Genomic DNA, 13,796 nt, shown 5'->3' with positions numbered 1-13,796 from the left:
AGGCCGCCGGTGTCAGGACCGGCGGCCTTCGCGTTCCCACCACTGCGCTTCGAGGCGGGCCCGCCAGCGGTCGGCCTCCTCGGCCCGGCCGGCCGCGATCAGGACGTCCAGGTAGGTGGCCTGGAAGGCGAGACCGACGTGGTCGTCGTCGACGCGTCGTTCCACCAGCTTCAGCGCGTCGTCGTACCTCTCGGCGGTCAGCAGAATCCGGACCAGGATCTGCGCGATGTACGCCCGGTCCGTCAACGGGCGCAGCTCCTGCTCCGCCTCGTCGAACTTCCCTTGGAGTGCCAGGGCCTGGGCAAGCCACTCCTTGACCTCGATGTCGTCGCTGCCCGACGACCGGGCGACCCGCTCGGCCTCGGCGAACCGGCCGGCCTTGACCAACGCCCTGGCACAGCCGGCCACGCAGAGGTTGTCGGTCGGGAATAGCTCGGCGCCCCGCCGGTAGTACGGCAGAGCCTCCTCGGGACGGTTCAGGTAGTCGAGATAGCCCGCCACGGACCAGGCGTACAGCCCGTTGCCGGGGTCGAGCCGAAGGGCGTTCAGCATGTGTCCGAGCGACGCCTCGACGTCCCCGAGGTGGTCCTCCAGGTAATCGGCGACCGCTTCGGCCGCGTCCGCCGACTCCATGTCCACGCCCCGGAGCGTCTTCAGAACAGCTGTGATCCCGCTGTCATTCGACTTGGCCAGAGCGCGCAGGTACAACACCGTCAACGGGCTCCGAGGGTTTCCTTCGAATTCCTTCTTCAGGAATTTCGCAGCTTCTTGAGGATTTTCGGAGTCGAGCATCCTCTCGGCGATGCGGTACGCAATGCGCTGCCTCCCCAGACCCGTTTCCGTCCCTTCCGACAGCCGATAGCGGCGACTGTCCGCGGGCATCGCCCGGTCGGCGGGTTCCTCCGGGCTGTCCTCCTGGAGCCGAGCGGACTTCCAGGCGGCGCGGAACTCCTCCGGATCTCCCCCGAGCGCCTCCACGATCAGCTCCAGCGCGCCCCACCTGGGCAGGCGCTTGCCGGTCAGCGCCTGGTGGACGGTGCTGTGGCTCACCGCGCCGGCGGTCCCGGCGGCGATCCGCCGGGTGCTGGGCTCGCCGGCGTTGAGGTGCAGCTCGCGAAGCCGCATGGTCAGGTCGGCGAGCGCTCCACCATTTTGCACGTATTGCCCCCTTTTTCCGTAATCCCTCGTAAAACGTTACACCACTCCCGTCCCGCCGGGTCCCGCCACGTATCACTCGGTAACGCTTTGCCCGGCCCCGTATTCGACACGTCCCGGTACACCAGATTTGAAGCATGACGACGAACACCGAAACCAGCACGGCCGGGAACGGGAAACTCCACGAGCGCATCAAAGTCGCGGTCAACCTCCTTTCCGTGGCCAATCTCCTCACCCAGGTGATTTCGGGGGTGATCCAGTTGTTCCGATGATTCGCCGACCCGCCGATCCGCGTCGGCCTCGCGTGCGGCCATCTGGCACCGAGGGCGGTCCGAGCGGACAATACGGGGCATGTCGCGCCGCACCGCTCCCACCGGCCCTGCTCCGACCACGACGACCACGACCCCCACCGAGGGGCGGGAGCCGCACGCGCCGCACCGGTACCGGGGGCGGGTCGGTGCGCTGGCGGCCGGAGCGGTTCCGGTGCTCGCCCTCCCCGAACCCGGGCAGGCGTGGCTGGCGTGGATCGCGCTGGTGCCCGGGCTGCTGCTGATGCAGCGGGCGCCGTCGGGCCGGGAGGCGGCGGTGCGCGGCTGGTGGTTCGGGGCGGGGTTCATCCTCGCCGCGATGTCCTGGCTGGTCCCGTCCATCGGGCCGGGGCTGCCGGTGCTCGCGGTGCTGCTCGGGGCGCTCCAGAGCGGCGTCGGGTACACCGTGCACCGGCTGCTGCACCCCCGGCTCTCCGCCCGGCGGGCGCTCCTGGCGCTCCTGGTCGTCCCGGCGGTCTGGGTGACCGCCGAGTACGCGCGGTCCTGGCCCGCGCTCGGCGGCCCGTGGGCGCTGCTCGGCGCCACCCAGTGGCGGCACCCGGCGATCCTCGCCCTGGCCTCGGCCGGCGGGATCTGGCTGGTCAGTGCGGCGGTGGCGGCGGTGAACACCGGGGTGCTGATCGCGCTGACCGCGGTGCACCGGCGACCGCGGGCCGTCGCCGCCGGCTCCGTCGTGCTGGTGCTGGCCTCCGGCCCGCTGCTGTTCGCCCTGCGCGAGGCGCCCGCCAGGGACGGGGCCGCGACCGTGGCACTGGTCCAGCCCGGCATCGTGGAGGACCCCAGGGCCCGGTTCGAGGCGAGCGCGCGGATCACGGCCGGACTCGTCGGACAGCCGGTGGACCTGGTCGTGTGGGGCGAGAGCAGCACCACCGCCGACCTGGACCGCGACCCGGCCGCACTGGACACGCTGCGCGGGCTCGCCGCGACCACCGGCGCCGAGGTCGTGGCCGGGGAGGACGCGCGCAAGGCGGACGGGCGGATCTCCAAGGACGCTGTACTGGTCTCCCCCGCCGGCGTGGTGGACCGCTACCGCAAGATCCGGCTGGTGCCGTTCGGCGAGTACATCCCGCTGCGGCCGGCGCTCGGCTGGATCGCCGGGGTCAGCCGGGCGGCGGGCGAGAACCGGGCGCCCGGCACGTCCTTCCACCTCCTGCCCGCCACCGACCGGGCCGGCGCGCCGCTGCCCGTCGGGGCACTGATCTGCTTCGAGTCGGCCTTCCCCGACATGGCCCGCACCGCCGCCCGGGACGGCGCCCGGGTGCTGGTCTACCAGTCCTCGACCTCGACCTTCCAGCGCACCTGGGCGCCCGAGCAGCACGTCTCACTGGCGGCGATCCGGGCCGCCGAGACCGGGCGGCCGGCCGTGCAGGGTTCGCTGACCGGGGTCTCGGCCGCCTTCGACGCCCAGGGCCGGGAGCTCGCCCGGCTCGGTACCGGCAGCACCGGCGCGCTGACCGTCCGACTGCCGCTCACCGCGCCCGGGACGCTGACCTGGTACGACCGGATCGGCGACGTGGTGCCGCTCGGGGCGCTGCTGGTCACGGCGGGGGCGGCGCTGGTGGCCGTGGCCGGGTGGCGGCGCTCGCGCGTCGCCCGGCGGGCCGGTCAGCCCTCGGCGCCGGCGGTGTAGACCCCGAACGCGGCGCCCTGGGGGTCGCGGAGCACGGCGATCCGTCGTCCCCCCGGCAGTCCGGTGGCGGGCATCAGGACGTCCCCGCCGAGCGCCGTCGCCCGACCGACGGTGTTGTCGACGTCGGCGACCGCGAAGTACGGCAGCCAGTGCGGCGGCACCTGGGGCGGGAAGCGGTCGTCCATCGTCAGCATGCCGCCGAAGTCCCGTCCGTCCAGGCCCCATTGGGGGTAGTGCTCGGACGGGGCGACGGACCAGCCGAAGACCTCCGGGTAGAAGGCGAGCGCGCCGGCCGGGTCACGGGTGAGCAGTTCCACCCAGCCGAGCGAGCCGGGCTCGTTGAACACCCCGGCGCCCCGGAAGGCGCGGGCCTGCCAGACGATGAGCACCGCGCCGGAGGGGTCGGCGGCCACCGAGAAGCGGCCGAAGTCGGAGACGTCGGTGGGGTCCTTCAGGACCCGGCCGCCGGACTCCTTGACCCTCGCGGCGGTGGCGTCGGCATCGGCGACCGCGATGCAGACCGTCCAGGCGATCGGCTGCTGCGGGGCGTAGCGCGGGGTGATGGCGGCGGCCGGGGCTCCCCCGACCAGCATCTGGGCGTAGTCGCCGTGCCCGGGGCGGGCCGTGTCGTCCACCTGCCAGCCGAAGAGCTCGGTGTAGAAGGCCAGGGCGGCGGGCGGGTCGGAGGTGCCCAGCTCCGTCCAGCAGGGGGCGTTGGTGGTCACGGAGGTCTGCTTCATGGCGTCTGTCCTCGCAGCTTGCTCGGGAACTCCCGGGTTTTTCGGCGCCTCGGCCCCCGCACCTCCCGCCCCAGCATGCGGGGCGGGGGCGGAGCTTGGCGGGCGATGGTGGGCCGAACGGGGTGGACGAACAGATGACAGCTGACAGATTTCGAAATCTGTCAGCTGTCATCTGTTATTCGTCATCGGTTATCTGTCGGCTGTTGTCCGGCGGCGGGCGTCCGGCGACAGGCGCCTGACGGCTGGTGCCCGCCGGCTGCCGCCCGCCATCCGTCAGCTGCGCACGGCCCGTGCCACCGGGATCCACAGCTCCGCCTCGGCGTCGCCCGTCCCCGGCACGGGGCGGACCCGGAGGATCTCCGGACCCGGCCGGGCCTCGTACGGGTTGGACGGGAACCACTGGCTCGCCACGTCCCCCCACATCTCCTGCAGGGCCTGCGGGAACGGCCCGGTGTTGGTGAACACCGCCCAGGTGCCGGCCGGGACGTCGAGCACGTCCAGATCCGCCGGGACGGCGACGCCCTCGCGCGCCACCACCGCGTGCCAGTAGTCGAGTTCGGACCCCTCCTCGCGGTTCGGCGCGAAGTCGTCGCTCACCGAAAGGATCCCGGCCGGGTCGTCCCCGGACAGGGCCGCGATCCGAGCGACCGTGTCCTTGTCGAGCCCCTTGACGAACTCGGCGATCCCCGGGTTGATCCCCACGTAGATCAGGGTGACCCGGGCCTTCTTGCCGACGATCCGGAAGTCCGGCTTCTCCACGATCCGGTATTCCATGCTGCTGCTCCCCTCCACGACGAGTCGGAAGGACATCCGGGGCTGGGAGACGAGCACCGCACCGTCGCGCCGGACCTCGCCCGGCCCGACTCCGTGCATGGCCCGGAACGCCCGGGCGAACGCCTCCCCCGAGGAGTACCCGTACCGGACCGCGATGTCGAGCAACGTCCGCTCGCCGTCGAGGACTTCGGCCCCGGCGACGGTGAGCCGCCGACGCCGGACGTACTCCGACAGCGGCATCCCGGCGAGCATCGAGAACAGCCGCCGGAAGTGGTACTCCGACGTCATCGCGATCCGCGCCAGCTCGGCCACGTCGACCTCGCGGTCCAGGTCTCGTTCGATCCGGTCCATCGCCCGGTTCAGGTGCTCCAGCACGCCAACCCCGTCCTTCCCTTGTGACACTCACCGTAGGAAGGACACACCCTGCCGCACCCGACAATCGGTGCCCGCTCCGGTCGGGTACCGATCACCGGGTACCGATCACCGGGTACCGATCATCGGGCGACGGCCGTCGGGTGACGGCCGTCGGCGGCTCGGATGCGGCGGTGCTGCCTCGGCGGCGCCGAGGCAGCTGCCTTGCGTCAGCGGGCCTCACGTCAGCGGCTCAGATCAGGCCCTGGGCCAGCATCGCGTCGGCGACCAGCTCGAAGCCGGCGATGTTCGCACCGACCACGTAGTTGCCCGGGTGGCCGTAGCGCTCGGCGGTGGTGAAGCAGGAGTCGTGGACGTGCTTCATGATCCCGGCCAGCCGCTCCTCGGTGTGCTCGAAGGTCCAGGAGTCGCGCGAGGCGTTCTGCTGCATCTCCAGGGCGCTGGTCGCGACGCCGCCGGCGTTCGCCGCCTTGCCCGGACCGAAGGCCACCCCGGCTTCCTGGAACACCCGCACCGCCTCCGGGGTGGTGGGCATGTTGGCGCCCTCGGCGACGGCCAGCACCCCGTTGCGCACCAGGGCCAGCGCGTCGGCCTCCGCCAGCTCGTTCTGGGTGGCGCAGGGCAGCGCGACGTCACAGGGAACGCTCCACACGCCCGGGCCCTCGACGAACCGGACGTGGCCACCGCGCAGTCGGGCGTAGTCGGAGACCCGGCCGCGCCGGACCTCCTTGACCTCCTTGAGCAGGTCGAGGTCGATGCCCTTCTCGTCCACCACGTAACCGGAGGAGTCGGAGCAGGTGAGCACGGTCGCGCCGAGCTGCTGGGCCTTCTCGATCGCGTAGACCGCGACGTTGCCGGCCCCGGAGACGACCACCCGGCGCCCGTCCAGGCTCTCGCCGCGGCTGTGCAGCATCTCGGAGGTGAACATGACGCAGCCGTAGCCGGTGGCTTCGGTACGGACCTGCGCGCCGCCCCAGCCCAGGCCCTTTCCGGTGAGCACGCCGCTCTCGTACCGGTTGGTGATCCGCTTGTACTGGCCGAAGAGGTAGCCGATCTCCCGGCCGCCGACGCCGATGTCCCCGGCCGGCACGTCGGTGTACTCGCCGAGGTGGCGGTAGAGCTCGGTCATGAAGGACTGGCAGAACCGCATGATCTCGGCATCCGACCGGCCCTTGGGGTCGAAGTCGGAGCCGCCCTTGCCCCCGCCGATGGGCAGACCGGTGAGCGCGTTCTTGAAGATCTGCTCGAAGCCCAGGAACTTGACGATCCCGAGGTTCACCGAGGGGTGGAAGCGCAGCCCGCCCTTGTACGGCCCGAGGGCGCTGCTGAACTCCACCCGGAAGCCGCGGTTGACGTGGATGTCACCGGAGTCGTCCGTCCACGGCACCCGGAACATCAGCTGCCGCTCGGGCTCGCAGATCCGCTCGATGATCCGGGCGTCGAGGAGCTCGGGGCGGTGGGCGAGCACCGGCGCGAGGGTCTCCAGCACCTCGTGGACGGCCTGGTGGAACTCGTCCTCGCCCCGGTTGCGGCGGACCACGTCCGCGTAGAGCGCCTCTATCGCGCGCCGCTCGGCGTCGAAGGAGGAGTCGAGGGAGGAGTGGGGGGTGGCGGGGGTCAGCGGCATCTGGTCAGGACCCTTCCGTGGTCGTCGATGGGCGTGCGCGGTGTCCCGGCGGGCCTGAGGGACGTGCCCAGGAAACGCGGCAAGTCTCGCAGTGTCCACACCGCGGGTCCCGCACCATCCACATGCTGGAAGGCCTGGTGGGAACAGTCGGGACCGGTGGGGTGGTGTGCGCCTCCGCGGTCGAGCCCCGTCCCATCGGCCCGCTAGTTGTTCAAATTGGAACTACCTAGTACGGTCGACCTCCGATCCACCGCGATCCGTCCGGACCGGTCGAACCCACCCGGTTCGTCCCGGTCCACCCCTGATTCGTCCCGGCCCATCCCCGATCCACGGAGGCCCACCCATGCCGCAGCCCGGCTCCGCCACGGTGCGCTCGCGTGTGCGCATCCCGCTGACCTTCCCCGACGGCTACCGCGCCGAGGCGGAGACCTTCACCTTCCACGGCCTCGCCGACGGCGCCGAGCACCTGGCGCTCGCGCTCGGCACGGTCCCCGAGGGCGGGACGCCGCTCGTGCGGCTGCACTCCGAGTGCCTGACCGGCGACGTCTTCGGCTCCGACCGCTGCGACTGCGGGCCGCAGCTGCGCGAGTCGGTGGAGCGGATCAGCGAGGCCGGCGGATACCTGCTCTACCTGCGGCAGGAGGGCCGCGGCATCGGGCTCTACAACAAGCTGGACGCGTACGCCCTCCAGGACTCCGGCCTGGACACGTACGACGCCAACACCGCCCTCGGCCTGCCCGAGGACGGCCGGGACTACACCGCGGCCGCCCAGATGCTCGCCGCGCTCGGCGCCACGGACATCGACCTGCTGAGCAACAACCCGGACAAGGCGGCGCAGCTGGCCGAGCTGGGGATCGTCGTGCGGCACCGGGTGCCGACGGGCGTGCACCTGTCGGCGAGCAACGTCCGCTACCTGCGGGCGAAGGTGGAGCGGACGGGACACTCGATCGAGCTCTCCCGACTGGTCGGCTGAGCGCCGGCAGAGAACGGGCCGCAGCGAACAGAGAACAGATGACGGATGACAGCTGACAGATTTCGAAATCTGTCAGCTGTCATCCGTCAGTCGTCATCCGTCCGCTGCCAGGTGCCAGCTGCCAGCTGCCAAGTGCCAGCTGTCACTCGTCGCCCCTCAGCCGCGCCCCGCCCGTCCCCGGACCGTCCGCAGCCCCCCGTACGCCGCCAGTGGCAGCATCACCAGCAGGGCGGCCCAGAAGGCCCCGTGCCCCCACAGCCCGGCGATCGACCTGAACGGCCCCTCGAACACCGGTATCCGCAGTGCCTCGACCGGTCCCAGCGGCCCGGGCCAGGCCCCCAGGAACAGGGTGGCCGGGACCCAGAGCGCGAACAGCCCCCGGGCGGTGGCCGGAGTCCCGAGGGCGCTCACCAGCGACACCACCGCCAGCAGCAGGACGAACCCGGCCTGGTAGGCCGCGCCGCTCTGTCCCGTCCCCCAGGAGCCGGGCGTCCGGTGCACCCCGGTGGCCGCGAGCCTGACCTCGACCGCCGCCCACAGCAGCAGCACCAGCACCGCCGTCGTCCCGAGCGCGAACCGCACCCGGTCGCGGGTCCCCGCGCCGCCCGTCCGCCACCGCCCGGACGGCGCGCTCCACACCCGTTCGCCGCCGGTGGCCCCGGGCGATTGCTCAGCGCTCCGCTCGTCCAGCCGCCGCCAGGCCGCCCGGACCTGGGTGCGCGCCTCCTGGGCGGGCTTCAGCAGCCGGTTGGAGGCCCGTTCCACCAGGACGAGCGAGACCACGATCGCCACCACCGCCGCGATGCCGGCCCAGCTCCCCATCCCGCCCTCGAACACGACCACCCGGTCGGCCACCGACTGCGGCGTGGCCGGCGCGGTCATCGGCGGCCCGAGCCGCAGGTAGCCGATGGCGAGGGCCCCGGCCCCGGTCAGCAGTGCCGTGCCGATGCCCACCCGGGCGGGGAAGAAGGCGATCACGGCGGCCGCCACGAGCCCCGCACCGAGCTGTCCGACCACTTGCCGGGCCGCGTGGTCGCCGGCGTTGCGCAGGTGTCCGCCGAAGGCGCCGGCGGGCGAGAGGTCGAGCTTGTCGCCCGCCTCGACCGGGTAGCGGAGCACCGCTCCCGCCCACAGCAGCAGTCCGAAGGCGAGGAGCAGCAGCAGGACCGCCCCGGCCCGGCGCGGCAGTGCGGTGCGGGCGTAGGGCCACCAGGCCGCCAGTCGGGCCCGCCGGTCCACCGGGGGCCGCCGGCGCCGGTTGTGCCACAGCCGGGCCACCCGCCCTTCCTGTCGTACCCCCGCCTCCGGCTCGGGCCGCTCGGGCTGCTCGGACCGTCCCCGGCCGCGCCGCCGCAGTGCCTCCGCCGCGATCAGGGCCGCCCGCCCGCCCGGCTGCGCCGGGTCGGCGCCCACCGCCCGGCGCCGCAGCGCGGACCAGCGGCGCCGCACCACGTCCCGGGCGGTGGCCGCCGCCGGGTCCGGCGCCGGCCTGCGGGCCGCCGCCCGTACGACGGTGCGGGCGCCCGCGTCCACCGCCAGCGCGCCGTCCACCACCGTGGCGGCCACCACGGCCGCGAGCTCGGACACCCGCTCGGGCAGCGGCAGCCGGTGCAGGGCGGCGGGCAGCGGCGAGAGCCGGCCGAGCAGCCGTGCGCGCTCCTCGGGCCGGATGCTCAGCCAGACCGCCTGCCGGTGCGCCTCCTCGCGTTCCTCGGGGCTGAGCCCGTCGCCGCCGCGCCGGCCGCCGCCGACGGTGCGTGCCAGCCGGTCCACCTCGGCCAGCGCCTCCGGCAGTCCGGCCAGCGCGAGCAGCCGCGAGCAGTGCTCGCCCGCGCACTCGGGGTGGAAGCAGTCGTAGCGGGCGACCACGGTCGGCGCCCCGCCCCGGACCAGTTCGTCGATGAACTCGGCGCCGTCCGGTTCGGTGACGACGCGTTCCAGGCCGGTGGTGTCGATCCGGCGGTCGCGGTAGTGCGGGACGGCGCCCGGGGCGAAGGCGGCGCCCAGGGCGAGCACCGCGACCGCCGCCACGGACTCGCGCCGGGAGCCGGGCGCCCGGGCCACGTCGGAGAGGTGGTGCAGGTCGAAGACGGTGTCCTCGACCTCGTCCCGCAGCCAGTCGCGCACCCGTTCCGCTCCCCCCGTGGAGAGCCAGCGGGCCGCCGCGCCGGAGTTCTTGAGCAGCGCCTCGGTGAGCCGGACCGGGTCGGTGAACGGGTTGCCGAGGAAGGTGACCGGCCGGTGCGCCCGGGCCTGCGCCTGCGGCCGGCGGCGGATCACCTCGGGGGTGCCGCCGGCCAGCCAGCCGCGGACCTGCGGCGCGGTCCAGCGGTCCTCCGGCTTCTTGGTGAACAGCCCTTGGAGGAGCAGCAGTTGGCGCGGGTCACGGACGGCTGCGAGGTCCACCTCCTCGCCCATGACCAGTTCCAGTTCCAGCTCCTGGTCGGCCGGGCGCTCGCCGTCCGCGCCGATGAAGCGCGGGCGGCCGACGAACAGCTCGTACAGCACGTTGCCGAGACCCCACCAGGGCCCGGCCTGGTGGTTCTTGCCGGCCAGCTGCTCGGGGGCCATGTAGGCGACGGTGACCATCATCGCGGAGGTGAACCGGCGGCTGTCGGTGAGCCGGTCGACGCCGCCGAAGTCGGCGATCACGAACTCCCCGGACCCGCTGCCGGGGCGCACCAGGATGTTGGCGGGCTTGAAGTCCAGCGGGTTGCGCTTGATCCGCTGCTGCCAGAAGTCGAGCAGGGCGACGAGCTCGTGGACGATCTGCTCGGTGGTCCGCCGGTCGCCGTGACCGCCCTCCCGCCACAGTCCGGCGACGTGCGCGGCGAGGGTGACCGGCAGGTACTCCATGGCCACCCAGTCCACCTGGGCGCCGTGGTGGCCGACCCGGCCGAAGTCGATCAGGTGCGGGACGTGCCGGCGGAAGCCGTCGTTGCGCAGGTGGGCGAGCAGGTCGTGGTCCATCGGGTGCCCGGCGACGGCCACCTTGACGGCCGCGTCACCGCCTCCGTCGGTGCGCCGGACGTACCAGACGGTGCCCTCGGAACCGGCCCCGGCCCGGCCCAGCGGGATGAAGCGGCCGCGCAGGGCGTCCGGGAAGGCGCCCTCGAACGGGCCGTCGGAGCCCGGGCGTCCGCCGGGGCCTCCGGCCGGAGCGGGACCGCCGGGCCCGATGCCGTCCTGCCAGGAGGGCGAGCCGCCTCCGCCTCCCGCCCCGGACCTGGGCCGGACGACCTCGGTGACCGCCTCCGGGTCGGCGCCGCCCGAACGTCCCGGGTGCGTCGGACGCCCCGGCCGGCCCGGACTCCCCGGCCTCCCCGGCCGGACCTCCGTCAGCGCGTCCTGGTCGGACCCCCGCCCGGCATCCGGCCTGCGGCGGGTGGCCGCCTCCGGGTCGAACCGCGGCTCGGCGCGGGACGTCCGACGCGTCGCCGCCTCCGGGTCGAAGCGCGGCGGGACGGCGGGCGCCCGACGGGTCGCGGCGCGCGGGTCCACCCGGGTCGGCGGATCCACCCCGGGCGGCACCGACCCTGAAGGCACCGACCCGGGCGGGACCGACCCGAGCCGGGAGGGCCGGTCGGAGGCGGCTTCGGAGCCGCGCCAACGCCCCCGCGACCACCGCTCCACCCTGCTCCCCGGCGGATTCCCCGGCTCGGCTCCGGCGGCCGACCGGGGCCTCGGCCCGCGCCGTTCGCCCTCGGCCGGAACCGCGTCCTCCGTCGTGCCCATGCGACGTTTCCCTCCCCCGCAGCCCGGACCGGCGCGGGGTCGTGACCGCGGGCGCACCGGTGCCGGGGTGGATTGTGACGCGTCATCATCCCGCACGGCGGGCGCGGGTGTCGGGCGCTTTTCCGGATCAGGACCGACCCGTCGCAGGACCGGTACGCAAGCGCCTCCCGCGGCGCGGAACCGGGCGCCGTCGGCCCTCAGTGCTCCCCGACCGGGCGCCCCGCCGGCTCCTCCACGATCCGCCGGGCGATCTCGTCGGGCCGCACCGGGCGCCCGAAGTGCCAGCCCTGCGCCCAGTCGCAGCCCATGGTCCGCAGCCGCTCCGCGTCCCGGTGGGTCTCCACGCCCTCGGCGGTGACGTTCAGCCCGAGCGCGTGCGCCATCGACACCAGTCCGCTGACGATCCGCCACCCGGTGGACTCGTCCTTCCCCGGTTCGTGCAGGTCGCCGACGAAGGAACCGGCGATCTTCAGCCCGGAGACCGGCAGGTCGCGCAGGTAGGCGAGGTTGGACCAGCCGGTGCCGAAGTCGTCCACGGCCAGCGACACCCCGAGGTCGACCAGCCCGTGCAGGGTGCGCAGCGCCTCGTCCTCGGGCCCGACCACGGTCGACTCGGTGATCTCCAGCTGCAGCCGGGCCGGGTCCAGTCCGGTGCCGTCGAGGATCCGGCCGAGGTCGGTGACCAGGGCGGCGCTGCGGGCCTGCCGGACCGCCAGGTTGACGTTCAGCTGCGGGGCGGCGTCGCCGTACCGCTTGATCCAGTCCGCGGCCTGGCCGCAGGCCTGCTCCAGCACCCAGCGGCCGAGCGGCATGATCAGCCCGGTCTCCTCGGCGGTGGTGACGAACTCGTCCGGGCCGAGCACGCCGAGCTGCGGGTGGCGCCAGCGCACCAGCGCCTCCACGGCGGCCAGCCGGCCGTCCGCGAGGCGGTAGAGCGGCTGATAGTCGATGAAGAACTCGCCGCGGTCGAGGGCCGCCGGCATCCGCACCGACACCGCGTAGCGGCTGACCGCGCGGGCGTTCTCCTTGGGGTCGAACAGCGTCCAGCGGCCGCGGCCGGCCTCCTTGGCGCGGTACAGCGTGAGGTCGGCGGCGCGGACGGCCGCGCCCGGGGTGGTGGTGGACACCCGCCGCTCCAGCACGCCGACGCTGGCACCGACGGCGAGCTTGTGGTCGCCGATCAGCACCGGCCCGGCGAGCGCCTTGAGCACGGTCTTCGCGGCGGCCACCGCCTCCTGCTCGCCGCGGCAGCGCTCCAGCAGGACGACGAACTCGTCGCCGCCGAGCCGGGCGACCAGGTGGCCCAGCGGGCTGAGGGCGGCCTTCAGCCGGGCGCCGACGGCGGCCAGCAGCTGGTCGCCCATGTCGTGGCCGAGGCTGTCGTTGACCACCTTGAAGCCGTCGAGGTCGACGTAGCAGAGGCCGAAGCGGGCACCCGGCTCGGGCTCCTCGAACAGCTTCTCCAGCCGCTCGAAGAAGGCCGCGCGGTTGGGCAGCCCGGTCAGCGGGTCGTGGGTGGCCTGGTGGCGCAGCCGCTCCTGGAGCCGGTAGCGGTCGGTGACGTCCTCCAGCATCGCGACCTGGTACTGCGGGATGCCGTCGTCGTCGCGGATCAGCGAGACGGTCAGGTGGGTCCAGATCACCTCGCCGTCCTGGCGGTAGTACGGCTTGTCGAACTGGAAGTAGTCCCGCTTGCCGCTGATCAGCTCCTCGTACGCCTCCCACACGCCCGGAGTGTCCTCGGGGTGCACGAGGTCGCCGACCCGGCGCCCGATCATGTCCTCCGGGCCCGCGCCGAACAGCTCCTGGAGGGCCTTGTTGACCGCCATGATGTTGCCGTCGGTGTCGCCGATGCCGATGCCGATCGCGGCGCTCTCGAACAGCGCCCGGAACCGGGCCTCGGACGCGCGCAGCGCCCGCTCGGCCTCCTTGCGGGCGGCGTCGGCGGCGGTGCGGATCGCCTCCTGCTCGATCAGCGTGCGCTCGCGCAGGGCGCCCGCCCAGCCGGCCGCGAAGGCGCCGGTCAGGGCCGGGCCGCGGTCGTCGTGGACGGGCTGCGCCTGGAGCAGCTCGACCGCCCGGGCCAGCAGCACCGGGTCGGTGAAGTGCGCGTCGACCAGTTCGGCGCCGGCCTGCGCGGCCAGCCGCGGCTCGAACGGGTCGTCCTCCTGGGCGCGGTGCAGCAGCGCGGCGGTGCGCGCGACCAGCCGGCCGAGCAGGCCGGGGTGGACGGCGATGCCGTGGTCGGCGGAGAGCAGTCGGGCCCAGTCCTCGTGGAACCGCTCCGCGTTGCCGCGCACCGGGGTGGTACTCATCTGCTGAACCTGGTTCCTCTGCTGTGCGCGCCGGTTGCGGCGGGCCCGGCGACGGCCGCTCGGCCGCTCCGGTTGCCCCGGGTCGTGCTGCCGCCCGGGCCCGGCACCGCGCTTCCGGCGGCCGCCGCGCGGGGCGCACGGCCGTC

General features: G+C 73.9%; 9 protein-coding genes. 3 read left to right on the top strand and 6 right to left on the bottom strand.

Features of this window, described 5'->3' with window-relative positions; all coding sequences use genetic code 11:
• Positions 1-12 precede the first annotated feature (12 nt).
• On the bottom strand, positions 13-1,158 hold the full coding sequence (locus tag ACGFSC_RS22130; RefSeq protein WP_359901688.1) for a hypothetical protein: 1,146 nt from the start codon (positions 1,156-1,158) through the stop codon (positions 13-15).
• 134 nt (positions 1,159-1,292) lie between these two features.
• Here ACGFSC_RS22130 and ACGFSC_RS22125 point away from each other — a divergent pair, with 134 nt between their 5' ends.
• Both ACGFSC_RS22125 and lnt read left to right on the top strand, forming a co-directional pair.
• Positions 1,293-1,427 carry a hypothetical protein gene (locus ACGFSC_RS22125; protein WP_359901691.1) on the top strand — a complete coding sequence of 45 codons (135 nt, stop codon included), beginning with the start codon at positions 1,293-1,295 and terminating at the stop codon, positions 1,425-1,427.
• A gap of 79 nt (positions 1,428-1,506) precedes the next feature.
• Positions 1,507-3,114 (top strand): apolipoprotein N-acyltransferase, encoded by a 1,608-nt coding sequence (lnt, locus tag ACGFSC_RS22120; RefSeq protein WP_359901694.1) that lies wholly within the window; start codon positions 1,507-1,509, stop codon positions 3,112-3,114.
• Here lnt and ACGFSC_RS22115 read toward each other — a convergent pair.
• From ACGFSC_RS22115 to gdhA, 3 genes are all read right to left on the bottom strand, one after another.
• Complete coding sequence (locus ACGFSC_RS22115; RefSeq protein ID WP_359901697.1) at positions 3,090-3,854, bottom strand: VOC family protein; 765 nt, start codon at positions 3,852-3,854, stop codon at positions 3,090-3,092. The genes lnt and ACGFSC_RS22115 overlap by 25 nt on opposite strands.
• Positions 3,855-4,127: 273 nt before the next feature.
• Complete coding sequence (locus ACGFSC_RS22110) at positions 4,128-5,003, bottom strand: AraC family transcriptional regulator (protein WP_359901700.1); 876 nt, start codon at positions 5,001-5,003, stop codon at positions 4,128-4,130.
• Between the two features lie 229 nt (positions 5,004-5,232).
• Entirely contained in the window at positions 5,233-6,627 is a 1,395-nt protein-coding gene (gene gdhA, locus ACGFSC_RS22105) for an NADP-specific glutamate dehydrogenase (RefSeq protein ID WP_359901703.1), read from the bottom strand.
• 343 nt (positions 6,628-6,970) lie between these two features.
• Between gdhA and ribA the strand changes: the two genes are divergently transcribed.
• Positions 6,971-7,600 carry a GTP cyclohydrolase II gene (gene ribA, locus ACGFSC_RS22100; protein ID WP_359901706.1) on the top strand — a complete coding sequence of 210 codons (630 nt, stop codon included), beginning with the start codon at positions 6,971-6,973 and terminating at the stop codon, positions 7,598-7,600.
• A 156-nt stretch (positions 7,601-7,756) separates the two neighbouring features.
• On the opposite strand, the gene ACGFSC_RS22095 is transcribed toward ribA, so the two are convergent.
• Positions 7,757-11,119: a hypothetical protein gene (locus ACGFSC_RS22095; RefSeq protein WP_359901709.1), complete on the bottom strand. Its 3,363-nt coding sequence runs from the start codon at positions 11,117-11,119 to the stop codon at positions 7,757-7,759.
• Between the two features lie 413 nt (positions 11,120-11,532).
• Entirely contained in the window at positions 11,533-13,650 is a 2,118-nt protein-coding gene (locus ACGFSC_RS22090) for an EAL domain-containing protein (protein WP_359901712.1), read from the bottom strand.
• Between the last annotated feature and the right edge of the window lie 146 nt (positions 13,651-13,796).

Source organism: Kitasatospora sp. NPDC048715, assembly GCF_043198905.1.
GTDB lineage: Bacteria > Actinomycetota > Actinomycetes > Streptomycetales > Streptomycetaceae > Kitasatospora > Kitasatospora lactacystinica.
This window is presented reverse-complemented; position numbering and strand designations above follow the sequence as displayed.

Coding starts and splice junctions, on each gene's coding strand:
- ACGFSC_RS22125 (WP_359901691.1), top strand. CDS start 1,293: ATGACGACGAACACCGAAACCAGCACGGCCGGGAACGGGAAACTCCAC.
- lnt (WP_359901694.1), top strand. CDS start 1,507: ATGTCGCGCCGCACCGCTCCCACCGGCCCTGCTCCGACCACGACGACC.
- ACGFSC_RS22115 (WP_359901697.1), bottom strand. CDS start 3,854: ATGAAGCAGACCTCCGTGACCACCAACGCCCCCTGCTGGACGGAGCTG.
- gdhA (WP_359901703.1), bottom strand. CDS start 6,627: ATGCCGCTGACCCCCGCCACCCCCCACTCCTCCCTCGACTCCTCCTTC.
- ribA (WP_359901706.1), top strand. CDS start 6,971: ATGCCGCAGCCCGGCTCCGCCACGGTGCGCTCGCGTGTGCGCATCCCG.
- ACGFSC_RS22090 (WP_359901712.1), bottom strand. CDS start 13,650: ATGAGTACCACCCCGGTGCGCGGCAACGCGGAGCGGTTCCACGAGGAC.